Here is a 21,711-nt window from a genome sequence, read left to right on the forward strand (position 1 = left end):
ATGGGCCTCACTCGCAACGACGCGCCGCTGTCAGCAGGTGCGCCGAAGACCGTCAACTACCGCATCGACGGACCCGCCCACAAACTCCTCATGCATCCCTTCCCACGCCGGGTGCGGGCGGAGTTCGCCGGTCGGACGGTGCTTGACACCACCCACGGCGTGCTCCTCCACGAGACCGCGCTACCGGCCCGGTTCTACGTCCCCGAGGCCGACCTCGACGCCTCGGCCTTCGTCCCGAGCGACCTCACAACGCACTGCCCGTTCAAGGGTGACGCCACCTACCGCTCACTGCGGGTGGGAGACCGCGTGGTGGAGAACGCGCTCTGGGCCTACCCGGACCCGACGCCCGCTGCCTCCTGGCTGGCCGGCTACGCCTCCCTGTACTGGGAGGCCGCCGACGCCTGGTTCGACGAGGACGAACCGGCGCGAGCACTGACCGACCCCTACCACCGGGTCGACGTGCGCCGGTCGGCCCGCCACGTGCAGGTGCTCGCAGGCGACACGATGGTCGCCGAGTCCAACGCCGCTCTGGTGCTCGACGAGACCGGGTACCCGCTGCGCTGGTACCTCTCGCCCGACGACGTGGTGGTGCCGCTCGAGGCCACCACCACGAGCACGTACTGCCCGTACAAGGGCGACGCGAGCTACTGGACGGTGCGGCTGCCGGACGGCCGGGAGCTCACCGACGCCGCCTGGGGCTACCCGGAGCCGCTGCCGGAGTCGTCGCGGATCGCCGGCCGGGTGAGCTTCATGCACGACGACCTGAAGGTGCTGGTCGACGGCGAACCGGCCTGATCCAGGCCGGAACGCCACTCAGTTCTCCTCGTCCACCAGCAGAGCTTCGAGCGCCGGGAGCGCCACATCGAGGATGCGACGCTGCTCGGGATCGAGGCGGGCCAGGCGCCGGGCCACCAACGCCGTGCGGTGCGACCGCACCTCGGCCAGCCGGGCGGCGCCCTGATCGGACAACACGATCCGCACGCCCCGGGCGTCGTTGGGGTCCGGCGTGCGGATCACGAGGCCCTGCTCGTCCAGGGACGCGAGCACCCTGCTCATCGTCGGGGCCGTCACGGCCTCCCGTCGCGCAAGCTCCGAGAGCCGCAGCGGCCCGTGCTGTTCGACCGTGACCAGCGCGGACAGCTGTAACGGTGGGATCGATTCCCGCCCGTCGATCCGGATACGGCGGTTCAGCCTTCCGACGACCAGACGCAGCCGGGCTGCGAGCTCGGTCTGCTCGTCGGTGTCGACGTGGTCAACGCTGGTCATCGGACCATCGTGCCAGGCCTTCTCCCGGCCGTCGCTCCGGTCACACTTTCCGTAACCGGATGCCGGTGATGTTGTGTTTCGGACCCTTGCGGAGCACGAGGCTCGCACGGCCCCGCGTGGGCTTGATGTTCCGCTCCAGATTCGGCCCGTTGATCTCTTCCCAGATGCTCTCGGCCCGCGCGATGGCCCCGGCCTCGTCCAGCGCCGCATAGCGGCGGAAGTACGACTCGGGATTGCGGAACGCCGTCTCCCGCAGCCGCAGGAAACGCTCCACGTACCAGCGCCGAATGTCATCCGTCGCCGCGTCGACGTAGACGGAGAAGTCGATGAAGTCGCTCACCGCGAGCGCCGCGCCGCCCTCACGCGCCGGCTGGGCAGGCTGCAGGACGTTGAGACCCTCCAGCAGCAGGATGTCCGGACGGTGCACCGTGAGCCGCTCCTCGGGCAGGATGTCGTACACGAGGTGCGAGTAGACCGGGGCCGTCACCTCGGCCCGGCCGGCCTTGACCTCCGTGACGAACCGCAGCAGCGCCCGCCGGTCGTACGACTCCGGAAAGCCCTTGCGGGACATCAGCCCGCGCCGCTCCAACTCGGCGTTGGGATGCAGGAACCCATCGGTCGTCACCAACTCCACGCGCGGGTGCTGCGGCCAACGGGCGAGCAGGAGCCGCATCAGCCGGGCCGTTGTGGATTTCCCCACAGACACCGACCCTGCGATCCCGATCACGAACGGGGTGCGCGCGGTCCGGGCGCCCAGGAACGTCCGGTACGCCCGGTAGAGCCGTCCGCCCTCCTGGACGTGCATGGTGAGCAGCCGCGACAGCGGCAGGTACACCTCACGGACCTCGTCGAGGTCGACCTCGTCCCCGAGGCTTCGCACCTGGTCGAGCTCCTCCGCCGTGAGCGGGAGTGGAGTGTTCTCGCCAAGCTTCGCCCACGCCGCCCGGTCGAAGTCCACGAACGGCGAGGACGTTTCGCGCGCACCATTGCGACTGCCGTCCATGACCGTGCAACTTAGATCCCCCGAGCCGGTCACCGCTTCGAGACGTGACCGGCGCGACGTCCGGACAACCTGCGGTACGACGTGGGTCTGCCCCTGCAGGCAGTGCGACCTAGGATGAGGGCTCCGCCTGACGAGGAGCACGCCTGTGCCCCGTGCACACCCCGCCGAGCCGGGTTGCAGTAGAAGGCCGGGTCCATCCCGGCACACCGTCCGTCTGCCCTGCGGTCGTATCCGTCGTCGGCGCGGCCGATGAACGTCCTGTGGTCGATCCTCGGGCTGGTCGCCGTCGCGCTGCTCACCCTCGGCACGGCCATATCCGTAGCGTCCGAGTTCGCCCTCACCGCGCTCGAGCGCAGCCAGGTCGACGGCCACGTCGCCGAGGTCGGCGACCGGCGCGCCCGCGCTGTACAGAAGGCCCATCGCGCCCTGTCGTTCCAGCTCTCCGGTAGCCAGCTCGGCATCACCGTCACGACGCTGGTCACCGGATACATCGCCGAACCCGCCATCGCGTCGCTCTTCCGTCCGGCACTCACCGCGATCGGCCTGTCGGACGGGCTGGCCGCGGGGACCGCCACCGTGCTGTCACTGCTGTTCGCCACAACGCTGTCGATGGTGTTCGGCGAGCTCGTGCCGAAGAACCTGGCCATCGCCGACCCACTGCGCACCGCACGTGCCGTGGTGTGGTTGCAGAGCGGGTTCGCCCACGCGTTCCGATGGCTCATCACGGGGCTCAACGGCGCGGCCAACACCGTCGTACGGCGGCTCGGGGTCGAACCCGCCGAGGAGCTGCGCTCGGCACGATCGCCGAGCGAGCTCAGCTCGCTGGTCCGCTCCAGCGCACAGCACGGCACCCTGGACGCCGGCACCGCCACCCTGCTGGACCGCTCGCTGCGGTTCACCGACCGTGTCGCCGAGGACCTGATGACCCCCCGGGTGCGGGTCGAGTCCCTCGACGCCGACGACACCGTGGCCGATCTGGTGGCACTGGCCCGCCGCAGCGGCTTCTCCCGTTTCATCGTGCACGACCGCGACCCGGACTCCGTGCTCGGCGTGGTGCACGTGAAGCAGGCATTCGGAGTGCCGGCGTCCGAGCGGGACCACGTTGCCCTGCGCGGCATCGTCCAGACCGTCCCGACGGTCCCGGAGTCGCTCGACGGCGACGAGCTGCTCACCCGGCTCCGGAGCTCCGGCCTGCAGCTCGCCGTGGTCGTGGACGAGTACGGCGGCACGGCGGGCATCGTCACCCTCGAAGACCTCGTCGAGGAGATCGTCGGCGACGTACGCGACGAGCACGACCGCGCCGAGCAGGCCCAGGTGCGCCCACTGGGTCGGGGCAGCTGGCTCGTATCGGGCCTGCTGCGCAGCGACGAGGTGGCCGATGCCACCGGGTTCGAGATGCCCGACGGCGACTACGAGACGCTGGCCGGGCTGGTGCTCGCCCAACTCGGGCACATCCCCGACGTCGGAGAGGATGTCGACGTGGACGGATGGCGGCTCACTGTCATGCGCCGCGACCGCAACCGCATCGCCGAGCTACGTCTCGCTCGCGCCGACACCGTCCCTGCGCCCCCTGCCCGGCAGGAGGAGGCCGCCCATGGGTAACGACCTGCTCGCGCTGCTGGCGGCGATCGCATTGCTCGCCGCCAACGCCTTCTTCGTCGGAGCCGAGTTCTCGCTGATCTCCGCCCGTCGCGACCGGCTCGAGGCGATGGCAGCCTCCGGCACGGCGTCCGCCCGGACCGTCCTCAAGGCCGGCGCCGACCTGTCCCGGATGCTCGCGGCGTCGCAGCTGGGCATCACGATCTGCTCGCTGCTGCTCGGCCGTCTCGGCGAGCCGGCCGTGGCCCACCTCATCGAGCGCCCACTGCACTGGCTGGGCATGCCGGACGCCCTGCTGCACCCCATCGCGTTCGCGGTGTCGCTGGCCATCGTGGTGGTCGCACACATCCTCCTCGGTGAGATGGTGCCCAAGAACATCGCCATCGCCGGACCCGAGCGCACCGCGATCTGGCTGGTGCCGCCGTTCCTTCTCTTCACCACGGCGATGCGGCCGCTGATCGAGCTGTTCAACGTGATGGCCAACGGCGTGCTGCGGCTCCTGCGGGTGGAGCCGCGCGACGAGCTCGAGACGTCCTTCACCCCCGGCGAGCTCGCCGATCTCATCGCCGAGTCGGGACGCGAAGGCCTGCTCGACGACCACGAGTCCCGCCGCATCAGCCGCACGCTCCGCTCGGCCGAGGCCACCGTCGGTGACGTCCTCGTACCGAGCGAGGAGATGGTGGCTCTGCCGGTGAACCCCACGGTCGACGACGTTGCGCGCAGCGTCGCCGACACCGGCTTCTCCCGGTTCCCGGTCCGGGCCGCCGACGGGCATTTCAGCGGGTACCTCCACGTCAAGGACATCCTCGACCTCGTCGACGACCCGGACGCCGCCGTGCCGATCGAGCGGATCCGCGGCCTTCCGGAGGTGCCGGTCTCCGTCCGGCTCGACGAGGCGCTCGCCGTGCTGCGCCGCGCCCGCGCCCACCTGGGCCGCGCCGTGGACGGCCGCGGGGGGACGGTCGGGCTCGTGGCGATGGAGGATCTCGTGGAGACCTACGTCGGTGAGGTCCGCGACGCCACGCACGCGCCGCGCGCGCAGGCCTGAGGGCCCCTGGCCGTGCCAGGTCAGCCGAGGATGCGTTCGATGACCTCGGGCCGCCACTGCACGTACTCGACCTCGGCACCGTCCGCATGGCGGGCGTAGAGGAACCGTCCGGTTTCGGACGTCGACTCCGGCACGGTGATGTGCCCGCCGTGCGCGGCGAGTGCCTGCGTTACCTCATCGAGATCGGAGACCACCACGGTTGCCGTACCCGGATACCGCGACCGCTCCGCCGGCGGCACGTCGATGACCAGGAAGTTCCCGATGGCGGCCGCCTTGACGTCGTCGAATGCGAAATGGAGATCAGGTTCGCGCCCGACCAGTTCCCGCAGGAAGGGCAGCGCCTGATCGAGATCGTCCACCCAGAGTCGGCCGTAGGTCCGCAGAATCTGCATATGATCCACCATTCGTTCATGTGTCGTTTTTCGGTTCCTGACCCACGATAGGAACAGCGGAAGTGATCGAGAAGAACGCACTTGACGGTGAGAGAGGAACCTGACGGTGACCGCACAGGTCAGGAGCACAGCGGAGCCGGCCGACCGGGCGCGGAGCGAGGCACTGGCACGGGAGATCTTCGCGAGCATCGCCAACCGATGGGCACTGCTGATCATCAACACCCTCGGTGAGGACACCTTGCGCTTCACGGAGGTGCGCGCGGCGGTCGAGGGGATCAGCCACAAGATGCTCACCCAGACGCTGCGCAGCCTCGAACGAGACGGCGTGGTGACACGCCTCGTGCATCCGGTCGTCCCGCCCCGGGTCGACTACAGCCTCACCGAGGCCGGACTCGTGCTCCGGGCGACGATCAACGAGATGTGCACGTGGACCCACCGGTACCTGGAGCACATCGTCGAGGCCCGCCACCGCTTCGACACTCTCCAGCGCTGACGGCGCCCGCCCCGCCCACAGCGTCCGTCGGTAGCGTGGACCGCCGTGACGACCCCGGCCCCCTCCGCGGCGCCCACGCTGCTCGAGGAGCCGGACTGGCGGGAGCGCGCCGCCGTGCACCGGGCGCGTGTCGAGCGCTGGACGTCGCCTCACCGCGAGCGCCGCCGCCGCGGCGAGCCGCACCCCGTCATGGACTTCCTCTTCACCTACTATTCGCTCCGCCCGGCCCGGCTCGAGCAGTGGCAGCCGGGGCCTGGACTCCTCCTGCGACACGGGGACGAGCTGCTGGTGCTCCCGGGCCACGTCCGCGACGGCGACCACGTGCGGCTCGACGTGCGCGCCTTGCCTCCCCGGTTCGTCACGACGGCAGCATTCGTGCGCGACCTGCTCGTGGCGACAGCCTCTCGCCCCGCCCGGTTGAGCTGCTTCGGGCTGCACGAGTGGGCGATGGTGTATCGCAGCGACGCACCCCGGCACACAGCAGTTCCGCTACGGCTCGGGCCGGCGGGAACCGACGCCGTGGTCGAGTCGCTGCCGGTGCACTGCACGCACCACGACGCCTACCGCTTCTTCACACGTGCCGCGCGGCCGCTCAACGCCATCCACCCGGAGCGCGCCGACCAGGTGGCGAACGAGCAGCCCGGCTGTCTGCACGCCACGATGGACCTCTACAAGTGGGCCTACAAGCTCGCCCCGGCGACACCGGCCGAGCTGCTCGCCGACTGCTTCGCGCTTGCCGTGGAGGTGCGGGAGCTCGACATGCGCGCGAGCCCCTACGACCTGGCCGGCTACGGCTACTCCCCCATTCAGATCGAAACCCCGGCCGGCCGGGCCGAGTACGCCCGTGCCCAGGCCGACTTCGCCCGGCGCGCCACTCCCCTGCGGCGTCGTCTCGTCGAGCTGTGCGAGGTCCTGCTCACGGATCGCTGAGCGGCGCCCGCGCATGCCGGTCCGCTTCTTCGTCAGCGCTGGTGTTGGTGGTCAATCTTTGATCGACGGTATGTAGGCGTCAATGATTGATTGACCTGGAAGAAGCGAGCAAACCTTTTGAGGATTTCTGTATCAGGCCAGGTCCACGGCCCCTCTTCGTGCTGCGGGCGGGTGGCCTGGAGGGGGTTCACCCGCCCGCACGACCGTGAGTTCGGCGTCGTCGTCTCGGGCCGGTCAGGACCACACCTCCCCCGGGAACGGCGGCCGTCGACCCGGCCGGCTACGGCTACTCCCCCGGTCTAGCGGGCGTCGCCGACCACTCGTTCGCTTTGTGGAATCAGCTCCTTACGCTCGGCCACATTCTGCTCTCACGAGTCGGATCTTGCGGTCCGTTGCTGGCGCGGTACCCCAAGAACATTTAGCCTCCCAACGGACTTAGGCTGCGCTCGGCAATGTCGCTTCGTCAGCCACGGTGCATGCGAAGCATGCGTGGGAATGTGATCAAGAGGGGGACGCGATGCGGGCGCAGAAGCCGCCGTACACGGCGGAGGAGGCTACGCATGAGCAGCGTCGGCCGCCGGTGGGCACGCCCGCCGCAAGCCGGCGGGCAGGGGGAGATATAACCCCTGCGGGCGTACTGGCCCTGCAGCGAACAGCGGGTAACGCAGCCGTCACCGGAATGGTCAAGCACCGGTGGCACGACCCGGTGGGTACGGACATCGGCCGTGGTCCGCAGGTCACTGTGACCACCGTGCAGCGCGCCCTGCCCATCCAACGGATGCGGTGGGCAAGCGGGAACTTCGAGTTCACCAACGTGTCGCCGGACTACATGGATAAGGCGACTCGTGTCCTCGACCTGCTTTCCTCACATTCGATCATCAAGAAGTACGTCAATGGTCGACCATGCCGGATCACTCTGGAGAAGCGTACTGCGGACACACCCGCAGACGTGATCGACCGGGGTCCGGATGGCGTGCAGGTCACCATGGCCGCGCACTACTTCGAGAACTATGAGATCGGGTACATCGCGGGAATGCTCGCCCACGAGTTCGGCATCCATCCCGTTCCCGAGAGCCGGCGCGGAGTTACCGAGGAGGAGGCGATGTTCAAAGACATGGACTGGCCGGTTCCTGGTCTCTCCGGTTCGACGATGAACTCGGCCACGGCGAAACAAGGCGATCACGTCCTCGGCGTACTCCCTGGCAGCCCGCGGTACCAGATCTACAAGGACGTGGCCCTGGAGATGGCGAGGTTGCTGCTGAGGGACGCCACGTCACAGGCTCCCGAGGCCAGCCCGAAGGACGTCACCGACCTCCTGGACTGCTTCCTGATGGACGTGGCCTCCGTCGCGGCCACCAACGACAACCGGCTCGCGGCAGCATCTCTCTTCTCCGGCGGGGCAGTCCGCCGGAACATCGCGACGGTCTACGAGCACTACAAGAACGAGATCTCGACGAATCTTCCGGAAGAGTACGCGGATCTCAAACCTCTGTTTCCGCCCGAGAAGGTTCCCTCGGCTGTCACGGCCGACTTCGGCAGGCTCGCGAAGAGCGTCGCTTCCGCGATGTGGGGGAAGCCCCGGAGCGTCGACGGCTAAAACCCGATCACTGTCGCTTCACCGGGTTGCGGCAACCCGAGCCCGGTCGAAGCGAGCACCTTAGACGCCGGTTCCACCCTCGACCGCTCCCCCGAGGTTCGCGCGGCGGTCAGCGCCGTCTTCGGTTTCGGCTGTTTATGGCGGTCAATCTTTCGTTTGCTGAACGTCGGCGTCAATGATTCATTGTCAACGGAGCTCGTAGAGCGCCGGCCAGAGCGGAGGATCGGGCCGCTCCGGCCGGTGCTCGGCCGACTACGAGTAGGCCTCCACGGGCGGGCAGCTGCACACGAGGTTGCGGTCGCCGTGAGCGCCGTCGATCCGGCGCACGGGAGGCCACACCTTGCGGTCGTGTACGCCCGGCGTGACACCTGTCGGGTACGCGGCGAGCTCCCGCGGGTACGGGTGGTCCCACTTGTCGATCAGGCACGCCGCGGTGTGCGGCGCACCGCGCAACGGGTTGTCCGTCACCGGCCACTCCCCCGCCGCCACACGGTCGATCTCCGCGCGGATCCCGATCATCGCGGTGACGAAGCGGTCGATCTCGGCGAGGTCCTCGCTCTCGGTGGGCTCCACCATCAGCGTGCCCGCCACCGGGAAGGACATCGTGGGTGCGTGCAGGCCGTAGTCGGCGAGCCGCTTCGCCACATCGTCGACGGTCACGCCCGTGTCCCGGGTGATCCCACGCAGATCGAGGATGCATTCGTGGGCGACGTGCCCGTGCTCCCCCGCGTACAGCACCGGGTAGTGCTCACCGAGGCGCTTCGCCACGTAGTTGGCTGCCGCGATCGCGGTGAGGGTGGCCCGGCGCAGCCCGTCGGTTCCCATGAGCCGGATGTAGGCCCACGAGATCGGGAGCACGCCCGGGCTGCCGTACGGCGCCGCGGACACGGCACCCACGCCGTCGGCGCCGCCACGTCCCGGCAGGAACGGCGCCAGGTGCTCCGCGACCGCCACCGGGCCGACGCCGGGTCCGCCCCCGCCGTGCGGGATGCAGAACGTCTTGTGGAGGTTGAGGTGGCTGACGTCGCCGCCGAACGCCCCCGGCCTGGCCAGTCCGACCAGCGCGTTCAGGTTCGCGCCGTCGACGTAGACCTGACCACCGGCCTCGTGCACGAGGTCGCACACCTCGCGGACCCGCGCCTCGAACACGCCGTGCGTGGACGGGTACGTGATCATGAGGGCCGCCAGCGAGGGTCCGTGCTCGGCGATCTTGGCGCGAAGGTCGTCGAGGTCGACGTCGCCGGTGGGGGACGTGGCCACCACGACCACCCGCATCCCGGCCATCACGGCCGAAGCCGCGTTGGTGCCATGGGCGCTCGCCGGGATGAGACAGACGTTCCGGTGCGCCTCACCCTTGCTGCGGTGATAGGCCGCGATCGCGAGCAGGCCCGCGAACTCACCCTGGCTACCGGCGTTGGGCTGCAGGGACACGGCCGCGTACCCGGTGAGCTCGGCGAGCCACCGCTCCAGGTCGGCGATCAGCGCGAGCGACCCCTCGGCGTCGGCCTCGGGGGCGAACGGGTGCATGTCGGCGAACGCCGGCCACGAGATCGGCTCCATCTCGACGGCGGCGTTGAGCTTCATCGTGCACGACCCGAGCGGGATCATCGTGCGGTCCAGCGCCATGTCGGCGTCGGCGAGCCTGCGCAGCCAGCGCATCAGCGAGGTCTCCGAGCGGTGCTCGTGGAAGACCGGGTGCGTGAGGTACTCGGTGGTGCGAACGAGACCGGGGGGGAGTACGTCCTCGGTGGCGGGGTCGAGCGCGGCGGCGTCGGCGGTGACACCGAACGCCGCCCAGACGGCCTCCAGGTGCTCCACCGTGGTCACCTCGGAGCAGGCGATCCCCAGCGTGTCCTCATCCACCCGGCGCACAGCGATCCCGGCGGCGTGCGCGGCGTCGGCCACCTCCGCCGCTCGTCCCGGCACCCGTGCCTGCACGGTGTCGAAGAACTCCCCGTGCAGCACCCCCACTCCCCCGGCCCGCAGCCCTGCGGCCAGCACGGCGGCCATGCGATGCGCCCGACGCGCGATCCGCCGCAGCCCGTCCGGCCCGTGGTAGACCGCGTAGCACGCGGCGACGACGGCCAGGAGAACCTGCGCGGTACAGATGTTCGAGGTGGCCTTCTCGCGGCGGATGTGCTGCTCGCGGGTCTGCAATGCCAGCCGCAGAGCCGGGTTGCCGTCGGCGTCGCGGGACAGGCCCACGAGCCGGCCCGGCAGCTGGCGGGCGAGCTTCCCCTGCACCGACAGGTAGCCGGCGTGCGGGCCGCCGAAGCCCAGCGGCACCCCGAAGCGTTGGGTGGTGCCCACCGCCGCGTCCGCGCCCAGCTCACCGGGCGGGGTGAGCAGGGTGAGAGCCAGCAGGTCGGCGGCGACGGCCACCAGTGCTCCGCGCTCGTGCGCTTCCGCGATCAGGGACGACGGGTCGGTGACGGCACCGGAAGCGCCGGGGTAGGACAACAGGAGCCCGAACAGCTCACCCTCCGGCAGCCCGGCGTCCAGATCCGCCACCACGAGATCGATACCCAGGGGCTCGGCGCGGGTGCGGAGCACCTCGATCGTCTGCGGCAGGGTGTCGGCGTCCACGACGAACCGTGGCGACGTGGCCCGCCCGGCACGGCGCAGGAGGGTCATCGCCTCGGCGGCCGCGGTGGCCTCGTCGAGAAGGGACGCCCCCGCGACGGGCAGTCCGGTGAGGTCGGCGACGGCGGTCTGGAACGTCAGCAGCGCCTCGAGCCGGCCCTGGCTGATCTCCGGCTGGTAGGGCGTGTAAGCCGTGTACCAGGCCGGGTTCTCGAGCACGTTGCGGCGGATCACCGGCGGCGTGACCGTGCCCGAGTAGCCCAGCCCGATCATCGGGACGGTCACCGTGTTGCGTGCCGCGAGAGCCCGCAGCTCGGCGAGCACCTCCGGCTCGGACGCCGCGGGGGGCAAGGTGGAGGCGACAGGCGTGCGGTCGCGGATGCACTCGGGCACCACCGCGTCGGCGAGGGCGTCGAGTGACTCAGCGCCGACCGCCGCCAGCATGGTGGACAGCTCCGCAGGTCGCGGCCCGATGTGCCGGTCGACGAACGGGACACCCTGCTCGAGGTCGTGGAGCGTCGAGCGCTCCGGGTGATGCGGGACGGGGCGGTCGGTCACTGGACCTCCGAGGTTGGGCGAGCGGCGGGCAGGCAACTGCTGCCCTCCCCCTCTGTCCCCGCCCGGTTGCCGGGCGCCTGAGAGATTCACCCCGTACAGAGCGGGCTTTCCCCGTCGGCGGACGGGCACGCCCGTCGCTTTCCAGAGGCGTCTCACCCGGGCGGTCCTGGATGCCTGAGAGGTTCCGGGGAGGATTTGCTCCTTCGGCGCCCGATCCCCATCAATGGCGACGGCGATCGGGACTCTCCCGCGCGGGTTCAGCGACTACGCGCCACATCGTAGCCCTCTCCCGACGCCCGGCCGCTCCGCGCCGTTTGTCAGACCTGTGAACCAGGTTCCGCGCCGACGATGCGTCCGACGTTCTCGTCCGAGAAGAACTCTGCCGGTGAGGTGACCCCGGCGTTCACCCGCGCGAACCCGTCCATCGCCTGCTGGATGCCGCGCATCGCCACCAGCAGACCCTCGAGCTCCGGTGACGGCCCTTGATCGCTCCGAGATCAGCCCGTGCGCCCTCGCGAGGGCGGTTACGCAGATCTCGCGACGATCTCCTCGACGCCTGAGCGAGGCGCCGCGGCCTCAGCTGATGGCACGCCGGGCGCGGCGGCGGGACAGCTCGTCCTCCGGGCTCTCGTCGACGCTGCCGCCGTCGGCCCGCTCGACCGGGAAGTCCTTGATCGACCCGCTGATCTCGCGCATCGCACCGCTCACGGCGATTCCGAAGACGCCCTGCCCACCTTGCAGCAGGTCGACGACCTCTTCCGGCGAGGAACACTCGTAGACGGTGGTGCCGTCGCTGAACAGCGTGATGCCGGCAAGATCGCGGATGCCGCGCCGGCGCAGGTGCTCGACCGCCACCCGGATGTTCTGCAGCGACACCCCGGCGTCCAGGAGCCGTTTGACGACCTTCAGAACGAGGACGTCCTTGAACGAGTAGAGCCGCTGCGATCCCGAGCCGGCTGCTCCACGGATGGACGGCACGACCAGACCCGTACGAGCCCAGTAGTCGAGCTGCCGATAGGTGATCCCCACAACCTGGCAGGCGGTAGGACCCCGGAACCCGACGAGCTGGTCCGGCATCCCATCGAGACCGGCCCCCAGCAGAGGATCGGGGAAGAGCTCACCTTGTTCTGGTGAGCCGGACGGCGGGTTCTCCACCGAACTCCTTCCGCCGGGGCCCGAAGGGCGGGCCGTCACAGCCGACGGTAAGCGGGTACGCGCGACCGGTCAACGCGGCGCGCCGCCGCGAGTCACCCGGAACCGGGCGTGTCGAGGCCGGATGGCCTCGGCCGGGTACTACGGCTGCGCGCCGCGGAAATCCTCCGGCGAGATCGAGTCCAGGAACTCCCGGAACTTCTCGACCTCGTCCTCCTGCTCGTCGGGGATGACCAGTCCGGCTTCCGCAAGCACGCTCTCGTCGGCATGGATCGGCACCCCGATGCGCAACGCGAGCGCCACCGAGTCGCTCGGCCGGGCCGACACCTTGACGCCTCCGTCGAAGACGAGCTCGGCGTAGAACGTGCCCTCCTGGAGATCGGTGATCCGCACCTGCTCCAGCCTGCGGCCCAACCCCGTGATCACGTCCTTGAGCAGGTCGTGGGTCAGCGGTCGGGCTGGTTTGACTCCCTGCTGCTCCAGGGCGATCGCAGTGGCCTCGACCGAACCGATCCAAATCGGGAGGTACCGGTCGCCGCTGGTCTCCCGCAGCAGGAGGATCGGCTGGTTCGCGGGCAATTCGACCCGGACACCCACGACGCGCATCTCGCTCATGCGCTTCCCTCCTCCTGACGGTCCTGCAGTGTCGACGCTACACGGCGCACCCGGCCCGCGCCCGCCTCCGGACGGGCGTCGAGCCGCCGTCTTGCGCCAGTCCTCAGCCTGTGGCGCCGGGCTCGCGCGGTCCGGTGAGGAACACGAGCCGGAACTTGCCGATCTGCACCTCGTCGCCGTTGGCCAGAACAGCGGTGTCGACCGGCTCCCGGTTGACGTAGGTGCCGTTGAGGCTGCCGACGTCGACGACGACGAACTCGCCGGCGTCGCTGCGGAACTCGGCGTGGCGGCGCGAGACCGTGACGTCGTCGAGGAAGATGTCGCTGTCGGGGTGGCGGCCCGCGCTCGTGGACGGCCGGTCGAGGAGGAACCGCGACCCCGCATTGGGCCCCCGCTTGACCACCAGCAGGGCGGCTCCTGCAGGTAGCGCGTCGACGCCGGAGACCGGCTGGTCCTGGGCGGGGGGCTCGACCTCGGAGAGGAAGTCCGCTCGGAAGACCGAGGTGGTCTCCGGGGAGCGCTCCGGGGGCACGCCGGGCCCGTCGTTCGTGGTCACCTCGGGGTCTCCTCCTGCATGGATGTAGCAACGTTCGTTGTGTGATCTGTGCGTCCCACGTGCCGTGGGTTCCGCAAACCTACCGCGCGGCGGCGTCCGGTTCCGGCCCGGTCAGCTTCCCGTGAGCTCGCCGTACGCCGTCGCGTCGAGCAGGTCGCCCAGTGCGGCGGCATCGTCGGCCAGCCGGACGTCCATCATCCAACCTGCCTGGTAGGGCCCCGAATTGATCAGCTCGGGGCTGTTCTCGAGAGAGTCGTTGACCGCGACGACCGTGCCGGACACGGGAGCGTAGATATCCGACACCGACTTGGTGGACTCGACCTCGCCGACCGCCGCACCGGCGGTGACGGTGTCACCGACCGCGGGCAGCTGCACGAAGACGACGTCACCGAGCTGGTCCTGGGCGTGATCGGTGATGCCGATCCGAACCACCCCGTCTCCCAGGTCGCGCACCCACTCGTGGGCTTCGGTGTAGCGAAGGTCCTCGGGAATCACGCGAGGAGCCTAGTCCCCGCCTCCGACGCGGCCACCGACCCCCGGTGGCACCGCCGGCGACCGCATCGCCAGTACGAACTGCGCCAGATACAGCGCCCCTGAATACAGGTAGAGCGCCGTGCCCCAGATCGCGAAGCCGTACCCGAACGGCCGGGCGAGCTCGCCCCAGAATCCCGGGTTCTGACCGAGCAGGAGCAGCGGGAACGCGTACAGCAACAAGAACGTGGCGCCTTTGCCGAGGTAGGTGACCCGATAGGGGGCATAGCCCCGGCGCCGCAGCACGGGAAGCGTGGCCGCCAGCACCAGATCCCGGCAGACCAGCGCCACCACTCCCCACCACGGCACCACGTCGCGCGCTCCGAGCGCGATCAGCGCGGCGAGGATGTAGAGCCGGTCGACCGCCGGGTCGAGCAGGGCGCCGAGGCGGCTGTACTGCCCGAGAAGTCTGGCGAGCTTGCCGTCGAGCCAGTCCGTGAAGCCGCCGACGGCCAGCACGAGGATCGCCCACCCGTCGGCGCGCGGCACGAGGAGCAGGTAGAGGAACAGCGGTACCCCGGCCAGCCGCAGCACGCTGAGCAGGTTCGGGACCGTCACGATGCGGTCGGCCCGGGGCCGCGTCGTCGGCAGGTCGGGCACGTCAGGAGCCTACTGGTGCGCCCGGTTCGGTTCGCGGCTGCACAGGACGCCCCGGCCAAGGCAGGATCATCACATGGACGCTTCCGCTCTCAAGGAGATGCAGGCCCCGCTCAAGGCGCAGTACCGGGACGATCCCACCGCCGCGCTGATCACTCTCAAGGCCGAGGGAGAGCTCGACGGCACCGGCGTGGCCTGCCGGGTCCGCACCGCCACGGCGCTGGCCGAGGCCGGTCTGCACCCGGCCACCGGGGGTGACGGCTCGCAGCTGTGTTCCGGGGACATGCTCCTGGAGGCGCTCGTCGCCTGTGCGGGCGTCACCCTCCGCGCGGTTGCCACCAACATGGGGCTCGATGTGAGCGGCACGGTGCACGCCGAGGGGGATCTGGACTTCCGGGGCACGCTCGGCGTCGACAAGGAGGCACCGGTCGGGTTCCGCGACATCCGCCTGACCTTCGACCTCGACACCAGCGCGGACGCCGACCAGGTCGCCACCCTCATCAAGCTGACCGAGCGGTACTGCGTGGTGCTGCAGACGCTGGTGTCCTCGCCCGCCACGTCCGTGCACGTGATCACCGCCGGGACCGCCGCGCAGTGAACGGGGCCCGCGCACTCATCCGGTCCCTGGTGGCGAGCGGGGTCGACGTCTGCTTCGCCAATCCCGGCACGTCGGAGATGCACTTCGTGGCCGCGCTCGACGCGGTGCCGCAGATGCGCGCCGTGCTGACCTTGTTCGAGGGCGTCGCCACCGGCGCGGCCGACGGCTACGCACGGATGGCAGGCCGGCCCGCCGCCACCCTGCTGCACCTCGGTCCCGGCCTGGGCAACGGGCTGGCCAACCTGCACAACGCCCGCAAGGCCGGGGCGCCGATCGTCAACATCGTCGGCGACCACGCCATCGAACACATGAAGTTCGACGCACCACTGCAGTCGGACATCGGGCCCGTCGCCGGATCGGTGTCGGGCTGGGTGCGCCACAGCGCGAGCACCGCCGACGTCGGTTCCGACGCCGCGGCAGCGGTCGCCGCGGCCCGGGAGGGCCAGGTCGCCACCCTCGTGCTGCCCGCGGACGTCAGCTGGGCCCAGGACGGCGGAAGCGTCGCCGAGCCGCTGCGCCCCACTCCCCTGCAGCCTGCCGACCCCGATGCTCTCCGGTCCGCGGCGCGCGCACTGCGGTCGGGCGAACCGTGCGTGCTGTTGGTGGGCGGCGACGCCACGCGGGCCGACGGCCTGGCCGCCGCCGACCGGATCGCGGCGGCGACCGGCGCCACGGTCCTGGCCGAGACGTTCCCGACGCGGATGGAGCGGGGTGCCGGGGTGGTCCCGGTGGAGCGGGTGGCCTACCCCGTCGACGTGGCGCTTCGCCAACTCGACGGAGCACGCCACCTGGTGCTCGCCGGCGCCCGTCCCCCGGTGGCGTTCTTCGCCTACCCCGACAAGCCCTCCGAGCTGGCGCCCGCGGACTGCGAGGTCCACCCGCTCGTTCCGGGGCGTGACGGGCTCGCCACCGCCGCGCTGGAGGAGCTCGCCGACCTCATCGCGCCGGGCACGACCGCGAGGACGGCGGAGCTCGCGCGCCCCGCACTCCCCAGCGGCCCCCTGACCGTCCAGACCGCCGCTACGGTGGTCGGCGCCCTGCTGCCCGAGGGGGCGGTGGTCGTGGACGAGGCGGTCACATCCGGTACGGGACTGCCCGCGGCGACGGCGACGGCTCCACGCCACGACTGGCTCACGGCGGTCGGCGGGTCCATCGGATGGGGCCTGCCTGCCGCCACCGGTGCCGCGGTGGCCTGCCCCGACCGTCCGGTGTGGTGCCTGCAGGCCGACGGGAGCGCCATGTACACGATCTCGGCGCTGTGGACCCACGCCCGCGAGGCGCTCGACATCACCACCGTCGTCTACAACAACAGTGCCTATGCCATCCTGCGGATGGAGCTGCAGCACGTCGGCGCAGCCGGGCTCGTCGAGAACGGCGGGGAGCGGGCCAGGGCCCTGTTCGATCTCGGCCGGCCGGACCTGGACTTCGTCGCGCTCGCCCAGGGGATGGGCGTCCCTGCGGTCCGCGTGCACACCGCCGAGGAGATGAGCGAGGCCCTCAGGAGGGCCTCGGCCGAGCCCGGGCCGCACCTCGTGGAGGCGATGGTCCCGCCGCTCGTGCCCTGACAGGCCCGTTCGTCGCGGCAGGTCGCCGGTTCGTCCCACCCCCCGCCGGGAACGTCCCGGTTCGGGGGGTGTCCGACGTAGAGTGTCGTTCACGTGACGCAGCGTTCTGTCCCTGATCGGGCCGCCGCGTCGGGGACATGCCGGGCGGCTCCGCGGGAAGCGTGATGGTGAGAACGGTCGAGGACCTACGGACCGTCGACCACGCCTGCGCCATTCCGGTGAGCGACGAGCAGCTCTGGGAGATGACGTCCGCGTTCGTCGCCGCCGGCCTGGCGGCGGGCGAGCAGGTCGTGTACTTCGACGACGGCACCGCCGACAATGTCCTCGAGCGGCTGGCCGACGACTGCGTGCCGATCGCGGAGTCGCTGCACGACGGCAGCCTGATCATGGTGCCGCCCGACACCACCCGCGCCACACTGCGCAGCCCACCCCCGTACGTGCAGGACCTGATCTGCGGCACCGTCGACGACGCGGTCGAGCGGGGCTACACCGGCGTCCGGCTCACCGGGCAGCTGAGCTACGCGTTGCAGCGGGCGGGCGGTGTCTCGCTGCTCCAGTACGACGACGCGTTCGACGAGGTCATCCGCGTGCGCCCGGCTCGGCTCCTGTGCCTCTACGACCGCCGCCGGTTCCCCGAGAGGGCTATCGAGGAGCTGCGCGCCCGCCACCACACCGAGCTCGTCGTCCCGGCGATCTACGACGACAACCTGTTGCGCATCACGAGCACCGGGCCGGGCTGCGCCCGACTGGCCGGCGAGGTGGACCACAGCAACCGCCCGCGCATCCGGAGGCTGCTCGAGACGGCGCTGGACGACGCACTGCGGTCCCACGCGGGCCCCACCGACATCACGCTCGACCTGTCCTCCCTGCGGTTCCTCGACGTCGCGGCCGCCGTCAGCCTCGTGCACGCGGCGGAGGAGTTCCCCAGCTCCCACCGCCTGGTCCTCACCGGAGTGCGGCCGCGCGTGGTGCGCGTCCTCGACCGCTGCGGCGCTCCGTTCGCCGCCCAGCTCGTCGTCAAGACCCGGCCCGACCACACGCTCCCGGAGGCCCGATGAGGATCGAGACCACCCGGTCGGCCGTCGCAGTCCGTCTCGAGCACGCGGTCGGGTACTACAGCTCCGACACCGAACTGCTCGCCCAGCTCGTTCCGCTCGCCCTCGCGGGCCTCGAACGGGGTGAGCCGGTGGCGCTCGCGCTGCGGCCGCGCACGCTGCGGGCCGTGTACGCCGAGCTGGGCCGGGCAGCGGGGCTCGTCGAGCTCAGCAGCCCCGCCGGGCCCGACGGCGCATCCGGGCAGACGGTGGCGGCCCGCTGGGCCCTGGAGGTGCGGGAGCTGACCTCCACCACCGGTGGCCCTGTAGTCGTGCTCAGCGAGCACACCAGCGCCCTCGACGGCGCCGACGGCGGCTTCTGGACCGAGCTGGACGCCGCGGTGAACGTCGCGCTGACGGATCTCCCGGTGCACATGACCTGCTTCTTCCCGGAGCTGCCGCTGCACCTGGAGATTCTCGACGGGGCTCGGCGCAACCACCCGTTGCTGCTGGTTTCAGGCCGGTTGCTGCACAACACCCAGCATCGCTGCCCGCGCGACGTGCTGGCGATGCGGCCGGCCCCGGCCCCCACGTTGCTCGGCCCGCCCGACGCCCGGATGACGTTCAGCGCGTGGCAGCTGCACGAGGTCCGCTCGGCGGTCGAGGAGGCCCTGCACACCGCCGGCTACGGCCACACGCGCGCCGAGGACCTCGTTCTCGCCGTGAACGAGGTGGCCACCAACGCCGTCGAGCACGGCGCACCCGAGGCGGAGCTGGCCATCTGGACCAGCACCGGTGGTGGGGTGGTGTGCGAGATCCACGATCGTGGAGCCCTCACCGACCCGCTTCCGGGCCTGCAGGCACCCCATCCCGCCGACCCTCGCGGTCGTGGCGTCTGGATCGCGCGTCAATTATGCGATTCGCTGCATGTATGGGCCGATCGATGGGGCACCCATGTCCGCATGCACGCCAGTCCGTGACGTAAGATCTGCACGGCGCGTCACCCTGGAAACCGCGGGTGTGACGAATATGCCCCTTGGCAACACGCTCGGTCGGGAGAAGACTCCTTCGCGGACTCGTGCGCCATCGGGCAGCGCCGACACGCCAACGCACGCGTAGCACCACATTTCGAGCACCACCATAAGCGTCACCACATTCGGGCACCATCACATTTGGGATGACCATGTCTGACGACCAGCGACGATCTCGCATGATGCAGGCTCACTCCCGCATTCAGCGACGGGTCTCTGTGCTCGGTTCATTCACCTTGACCACCGACGGCGCCACCGTCCCGCTCGGGGTCGACTCACGCAGGCTCGTGGCGTATCTCGCCGTGCATCCGCGGCCCCAGGAGCGCACGAGCCTCGCCGCGGACCTGTGGCCAGGAGTACCCACCGACGCGGCGGTACGCCTGCTCGCCGACGCCGCCACCGCCGTTGACGTACCGGAGCTGTTCGCCGACGAGGACGAGACCGGCCCGTTGGCGCTTGCCGCCGACGTCGAGGTCGACCTCGCCGACGCACTGGGGCTCGTGCGTGCCCTGCCCGACATCCCGACCAACCACGACCCCGACATCTCTCTGCTGTCCGCCGACATCCTGCCCGGCTGGACCGCCCCGTGGATCGCCGTCGAACGCGAGCGGTTCCGCCAGCTGCGGTTGCACGCGCTCGAGGAGCGCAGCCTGCGGCTGACGTCCGCTGCCCGCTACGCGGAGGCGGTGGCGATCGCGAAGAGCGCGGTGCAGACCGCCCCCAGCCGCGAGAGCGCCCGCCGTGTCCTCATCGAGGCCTATCTCGGGCAGGGCGACATCGCGGCCGCGGTCGCCGAGTTCGACGACTACCAGGAGCTGCTGCGCTCGAGCGTCGGCGGGCCCGCGTCGACCGGGCTGGAGGCGCTGTTCCCGCCCTCGCCGGTGTGGCCGGTGCTCCGGGCGCGCCGCACGATGCCTCGCTCAGCCGTGCAGCTGCCGGGCCTGCGCTCGGTGCGCGGCGCCACCCCCAGCACCCGACGGCTCGTCGCCGGTGGCTCGGTCCCCGGCCCGTCGCAGCGCTGACCAGCACGTCTGCTGGGCCGACAGCTCCTAGAACGGACGCAGCGGGACCTCGAAGCACACCCGGGTCCCCTGCCGCGAGCTCACCACCTGCAATCGCCGCGACAGCCGGTCGATCACAGTGAGACCACGGCCGCGGTAGCCCGGCCGGTCAGGCGCGGGCCGCCACCGGCCGTGGTCGGTCACCATCACCGCCACCACTGGTAGCGGCTCGTTCGCCAACACCTCCAGCTCCACCTCCACGGTGGGCACCACGTCCGGCTCCTCGGCGTCGAGGTAGGCGTGTTCCACACCGTTGGACACCGCCTCGCCGACAGCCAGCTGCAGGTCGATCACCACGTCCTCGGGGAGCCGTTGCTGCCCCGCCCACGCGGCGATCCGGCTCCGGATCGTCCGCAGCTCCGCCGCCCGGGCGTGATGCCGCAGCCACAACCGGCGTCCGCCCGGCCGTCGGTCGGCGAGGGGCGTGATCGCGCCGTCATCCACCACGACCCTGTGGTGCCCGGCCACAGCAGGGCCAAACCGTGTCGGCGGGGAACCGATCGGGTACTCGCTGCTCATGCATGGTTCATCCGAGCCCGACGTCGCCTCCGATCCCCACCTCGCGCGGACCCGCGAGACCGGCGGCGGCGACCGCGACCGCACAGAGCGTCCCGACGGGCCGAGCACCACGGGCACCGACGCGAACGAGGAGTTCGTCGGCCGGGTGGCGGGCCAGGACGCCGGCTATGCCGGCGAGACCGGGGCTGAGGCACGTGCCGAGGAGCCGCAGCGATGAAGCGCGACGGGAACGAGCTGACCGGCCTGGCGAAGATCGCCTACAAGCCCATCGGCCTCGTCTTCGGGCTCCTCGGAGGGCTGCTGGCGGGCCAGGTCTTCGCCCTGGTGTGGAAGAAGCTGTCGCACGAGGACGAGACTCCGTTGCCTCTCTCGGACGACTACAGCACGCGCGAGGTGCTCCTCGCCGCCACGCTGCAGGGCGCGATCTTCGGGCTGATCAAGACAGCGGTGGACCGCTACGGGATGAAGGGCGTGCGGCGGTTCCTGGACACGCCGCCGCGGCCGCACACGCGGACGGAGGTGTAGAGCATGCCGGCGAAGGACCAGGTCCCGAGCACGGTGCAGCGTTCGGACGACAAGGCCGAGCGGACGTGGGAGAAGACCTACGACTCGGCGCTCGAGACCTACGACGACGATGGTGCCCGCGCCCACCGCGTGGCGTTCGCCGCGTTGAAGCACAGCTACGAGAAGGTCGGCGACCACTGGGAGCCCAAGGAGGAGAAGGGCCCCTCCGACGACCGGGCAGCAGAGGGCGGGCTCGACAGCGATCGGCCCACGGCAGGTGGAGTGGACGCGAACGCCTCGAAGCAGCACCTGCAGGACGTTGCGAAGAGGCTCGACGTCCCCGGCCGCTCGTCGATGACCAAGGACGAGCTGGTCGACGCGATCGGCAAGGCCAACGACCGGGAAACGGCGAAGGCACGCGACAAGAAGAATTAGGCGCGGCAGTGCGGCGGGCACCTCGGCAGGGGTGCCCGCCGCAC

General features: G+C 70.7%; 25 protein-coding genes and 1 riboswitch. Of the genes, 14 read left to right on the forward strand and 11 right to left on the reverse strand.

Annotated features, from left to right (window positions below; genetic code table 11):
* Complete coding sequence (locus ABD743_RS15555) at positions 1-795, forward strand: DUF427 domain-containing protein (RefSeq protein ID WP_344722759.1); 795 nt, start codon at positions 1-3, stop codon at positions 793-795.
* Positions 796-813: 18 nt separating this feature from the next.
* On the opposite strand, the gene ABD743_RS15560 is transcribed toward ABD743_RS15555, so the two are convergent.
* Both ABD743_RS15560 and coaA read right to left on the reverse strand, forming a co-directional pair.
* Positions 814-1,266 carry a MarR family winged helix-turn-helix transcriptional regulator gene (locus ABD743_RS15560; RefSeq protein ID WP_344722760.1) on the reverse strand — a complete coding sequence of 151 codons (453 nt, stop codon included), beginning with the start codon at positions 1,264-1,266 and terminating at the stop codon, positions 814-816.
* A gap of 40 nt (positions 1,267-1,306) precedes the next feature.
* A complete protein-coding gene (gene coaA, locus ABD743_RS15565; RefSeq protein ID WP_344722761.1) occupies positions 1,307-2,269 on the reverse strand; it encodes a type I pantothenate kinase in 963 nt (320 codons plus the stop codon).
* Between the two features lie 249 nt (positions 2,270-2,518).
* Between coaA and ABD743_RS15570 the strand changes: the two genes are divergently transcribed.
* Positions 2,519-3,871, forward strand: coding sequence for a hemolysin family protein (locus ABD743_RS15570; protein ID WP_344722762.1), 1,353 nt, complete (start codon positions 2,519-2,521; stop codon positions 3,869-3,871).
* The gene (locus ABD743_RS15575) at positions 3,864-4,916 is read left to right on the forward strand and encodes a hemolysin family protein (RefSeq protein WP_344722763.1); all 1,053 of its coding nucleotides are present in this window, start codon (positions 3,864-3,866) and stop codon (positions 4,914-4,916) included. The genes ABD743_RS15570 and ABD743_RS15575 overlap by 8 nt, the downstream gene beginning before the upstream one ends.
* Positions 4,917-4,936: 20 nt before the next feature.
* On the opposite strand, the gene ABD743_RS15580 is transcribed toward ABD743_RS15575, so the two are convergent.
* A complete protein-coding gene (locus ABD743_RS15580) occupies positions 4,937-5,308 on the reverse strand; it encodes a VOC family protein (RefSeq protein ID WP_344722764.1) in 372 nt (123 codons plus the stop codon).
* Positions 5,309-5,414: 106 nt separating this feature from the next.
* Between ABD743_RS15580 and ABD743_RS15585 the strand changes: the two genes are divergently transcribed.
* The 3 genes from ABD743_RS15585 to ABD743_RS15595 all read left to right on the forward strand — a co-directional run bounded on the left by ABD743_RS15585 (position 5,415) and on the right by ABD743_RS15595 (position 8,328).
* On the forward strand, positions 5,415-5,801 hold the full coding sequence (locus ABD743_RS15585; protein ID WP_344722765.1) for a winged helix-turn-helix transcriptional regulator: 387 nt from the start codon (positions 5,415-5,417) through the stop codon (positions 5,799-5,801).
* 45 nt (positions 5,802-5,846) lie between these two features.
* Complete coding sequence (locus ABD743_RS15590; RefSeq protein WP_344722766.1) at positions 5,847-6,731, forward strand: 3-methyladenine DNA glycosylase; 885 nt, start codon at positions 5,847-5,849, stop codon at positions 6,729-6,731.
* A 517-nt stretch (positions 6,732-7,248) separates the two neighbouring features.
* Positions 7,249-8,328: a hypothetical protein gene (locus ABD743_RS15595; RefSeq protein ID WP_344722767.1), complete on the forward strand. Its 1,080-nt coding sequence runs from the start codon at positions 7,249-7,251 to the stop codon at positions 8,326-8,328.
* A 252-nt stretch (positions 8,329-8,580) separates the two neighbouring features.
* Here ABD743_RS15595 and gcvP read toward each other — a convergent pair whose 3' ends face one another.
* The 7 genes from gcvP to clsA all read right to left on the reverse strand — a co-directional run bounded on the left by gcvP (position 8,581) and on the right by clsA (position 14,923).
* Positions 8,581-11,469, reverse strand: coding sequence for an aminomethyl-transferring glycine dehydrogenase (gene gcvP, locus ABD743_RS15600; RefSeq protein WP_344722768.1), 2,889 nt, complete (start codon positions 11,467-11,469; stop codon positions 8,581-8,583).
* A 151-nt stretch (positions 11,470-11,620) separates the two neighbouring features.
* Positions 11,621-11,729, reverse strand: a riboswitch (glycine riboswitch).
* Between the two features lie 57 nt (positions 11,730-11,786).
* On the reverse strand, positions 11,787-11,921 hold the full coding sequence (locus ABD743_RS15605) for a hypothetical protein (protein WP_344722769.1): 135 nt from the start codon (positions 11,919-11,921) through the stop codon (positions 11,787-11,789).
* Between the two features lie 124 nt (positions 11,922-12,045).
* On the reverse strand, positions 12,046-12,624 hold the full coding sequence (locus tag ABD743_RS15610) for a MerR family transcriptional regulator (protein ID WP_169394762.1): 579 nt from the start codon (positions 12,622-12,624) through the stop codon (positions 12,046-12,048).
* A gap of 138 nt (positions 12,625-12,762) precedes the next feature.
* Positions 12,763-13,236 carry a bifunctional nuclease family protein gene (locus ABD743_RS15615; RefSeq protein WP_241035657.1) on the reverse strand — a complete coding sequence of 158 codons (474 nt, stop codon included), beginning with the start codon at positions 13,234-13,236 and terminating at the stop codon, positions 12,763-12,765.
* A gap of 103 nt (positions 13,237-13,339) precedes the next feature.
* A complete protein-coding gene (garA, locus tag ABD743_RS15620) occupies positions 13,340-13,792 on the reverse strand; it encodes a glycogen accumulation regulator GarA (RefSeq protein ID WP_241035656.1) in 453 nt (150 codons plus the stop codon).
* Positions 13,793-13,903: 111 nt separating this feature from the next.
* Positions 13,904-14,287: a glycine cleavage system protein GcvH gene (gcvH, locus tag ABD743_RS15625; RefSeq protein ID WP_344722770.1), complete on the reverse strand. Its 384-nt coding sequence runs from the start codon at positions 14,285-14,287 to the stop codon at positions 13,904-13,906.
* Between the two features lie 9 nt (positions 14,288-14,296).
* Positions 14,297-14,923 carry a cardiolipin synthase ClsA gene (clsA, locus tag ABD743_RS15630; RefSeq protein ID WP_344722771.1) on the reverse strand — a complete coding sequence of 209 codons (627 nt, stop codon included), beginning with the start codon at positions 14,921-14,923 and terminating at the stop codon, positions 14,297-14,299.
* A 73-nt stretch (positions 14,924-14,996) separates the two neighbouring features.
* Between clsA and ABD743_RS15635 the strand changes: the two genes are divergently transcribed.
* The 5 genes from ABD743_RS15635 (at position 14,997) to ABD743_RS15655 (ending at position 20,170) form a co-directional block, all read left to right on the forward strand.
* Positions 14,997-15,518 (forward strand): OsmC family protein, encoded by a 522-nt coding sequence (locus tag ABD743_RS15635; RefSeq protein WP_344722772.1) that lies wholly within the window; start codon positions 14,997-14,999, stop codon positions 15,516-15,518.
* Complete coding sequence (locus ABD743_RS15640) at positions 15,515-17,083, forward strand: acetolactate synthase large subunit (protein WP_344722773.1); 1,569 nt, start codon at positions 15,515-15,517, stop codon at positions 17,081-17,083. Before ABD743_RS15635 ends, ABD743_RS15640 begins: the two co-directional genes overlap by 4 nt.
* A 164-nt stretch (positions 17,084-17,247) precedes the next feature.
* Entirely contained in the window at positions 17,248-18,141 is an 894-nt protein-coding gene (locus ABD743_RS15645; RefSeq protein WP_344722774.1) for an MEDS domain-containing protein, read from the forward strand.
* Positions 18,138-19,097, forward strand: coding sequence for an ATP-binding protein (locus ABD743_RS15650; RefSeq protein ID WP_344722775.1), 960 nt, complete (start codon positions 18,138-18,140; stop codon positions 19,095-19,097). Before ABD743_RS15645 ends, ABD743_RS15650 begins: the two co-directional genes overlap by 4 nt.
* A gap of 287 nt (positions 19,098-19,384) precedes the next feature.
* Complete coding sequence (locus ABD743_RS15655) at positions 19,385-20,170, forward strand: AfsR/SARP family transcriptional regulator (protein WP_344722776.1); 786 nt, start codon at positions 19,385-19,387, stop codon at positions 20,168-20,170.
* Between the two features lie 27 nt (positions 20,171-20,197).
* Here ABD743_RS15655 and ABD743_RS15660 read toward each other — a convergent pair whose 3' ends face one another.
* Positions 20,198-20,656 (reverse strand): ATP-binding protein, encoded by a 459-nt coding sequence (locus ABD743_RS15660; protein ID WP_344722777.1) that lies wholly within the window; start codon positions 20,654-20,656, stop codon positions 20,198-20,200.
* A gap of 70 nt (positions 20,657-20,726) precedes the next feature.
* Between ABD743_RS15660 and ABD743_RS15665 the strand changes: the two genes are divergently transcribed.
* The 3 genes from ABD743_RS15665 to ABD743_RS15675 are packed head-to-tail and all read left to right on the forward strand — an operon-like array spanning position 20,727 to position 21,667.
* Positions 20,727-20,945 carry a hypothetical protein gene (locus ABD743_RS15665; RefSeq protein ID WP_344722778.1) on the forward strand — a complete coding sequence of 73 codons (219 nt, stop codon included), beginning with the start codon at positions 20,727-20,729 and terminating at the stop codon, positions 20,943-20,945.
* Complete coding sequence (locus tag ABD743_RS15670; RefSeq protein ID WP_344722779.1) at positions 20,942-21,253, forward strand: DUF4235 domain-containing protein; 312 nt, start codon at positions 20,942-20,944, stop codon at positions 21,251-21,253. Before ABD743_RS15665 ends, ABD743_RS15670 begins: the two co-directional genes overlap by 4 nt.
* Before the next feature lie 3 nt (positions 21,254-21,256).
* Entirely contained in the window at positions 21,257-21,667 is a 411-nt protein-coding gene (locus ABD743_RS15675) for a ChaB family protein (protein ID WP_344722780.1), read from the forward strand.
* Positions 21,668-21,711 lie beyond the last annotated feature (44 nt).

Origin of the sequence: Pseudonocardia yunnanensis, from assembly GCF_039534065.1 — a bacterium.
Taxonomy (GTDB): Bacteria; Actinomycetota; Actinomycetes; order Mycobacteriales; family Pseudonocardiaceae; genus Pseudonocardia; species Pseudonocardia yunnanensis.

What these genes read in the sequence shown, in the direction of transcription:
- ABD743_RS15555 (WP_344722759.1), top strand. Translation starts at nt 1, where the DNA reads ATGGGCCTCACTCGCAACGACGCGCCGCTGTCAGCAGGTGCGCCGAAG.
- ABD743_RS15560 (WP_344722760.1), bottom strand. Translation starts at nt 1,266, where the DNA reads ATGACCAGCGTTGACCACGTCGACACCGACGAGCAGACCGAGCTCGCA.
- coaA (WP_344722761.1), bottom strand. Translation starts at nt 2,269, where the DNA reads ATGGACGGCAGTCGCAATGGTGCGCGCGAAACGTCCTCGCCGTTCGTG.
- ABD743_RS15570 (WP_344722762.1), top strand. Translation starts at nt 2,519, where the DNA reads ATGAACGTCCTGTGGTCGATCCTCGGGCTGGTCGCCGTCGCGCTGCTC.
- ABD743_RS15575 (WP_344722763.1), top strand. Translation starts at nt 3,864, where the DNA reads ATGGGTAACGACCTGCTCGCGCTGCTGGCGGCGATCGCATTGCTCGCC.
- ABD743_RS15580 (WP_344722764.1), bottom strand. Translation starts at nt 5,308, where the DNA reads ATGCAGATTCTGCGGACCTACGGCCGACTCTGGGTGGACGATCTCGAT.
- ABD743_RS15595 (WP_344722767.1), top strand. Translation starts at nt 7,249, where the DNA reads ATGCGGGCGCAGAAGCCGCCGTACACGGCGGAGGAGGCTACGCATGAG.
- ABD743_RS15615 (WP_241035657.1), bottom strand. Translation starts at nt 13,236, where the DNA reads ATGAGCGAGATGCGCGTCGTGGGTGTCCGGGTCGAATTGCCCGCGAAC.
- ABD743_RS15635 (WP_344722772.1), top strand. Translation starts at nt 14,997, where the DNA reads ATGGACGCTTCCGCTCTCAAGGAGATGCAGGCCCCGCTCAAGGCGCAG.
- ABD743_RS15645 (WP_344722774.1), top strand. Translation starts at nt 17,248, where the DNA reads ATGGTGAGAACGGTCGAGGACCTACGGACCGTCGACCACGCCTGCGCC.
- ABD743_RS15650 (WP_344722775.1), top strand. Translation starts at nt 18,138, where the DNA reads ATGAGGATCGAGACCACCCGGTCGGCCGTCGCAGTCCGTCTCGAGCAC.
- ABD743_RS15665 (WP_344722778.1), top strand. Translation starts at nt 20,727, where the DNA reads ATGCATGGTTCATCCGAGCCCGACGTCGCCTCCGATCCCCACCTCGCG.
- ABD743_RS15670 (WP_344722779.1), top strand. Translation starts at nt 20,942, where the DNA reads ATGAAGCGCGACGGGAACGAGCTGACCGGCCTGGCGAAGATCGCCTAC.
- ABD743_RS15675 (WP_344722780.1), top strand. Translation starts at nt 21,257, where the DNA reads ATGCCGGCGAAGGACCAGGTCCCGAGCACGGTGCAGCGTTCGGACGAC.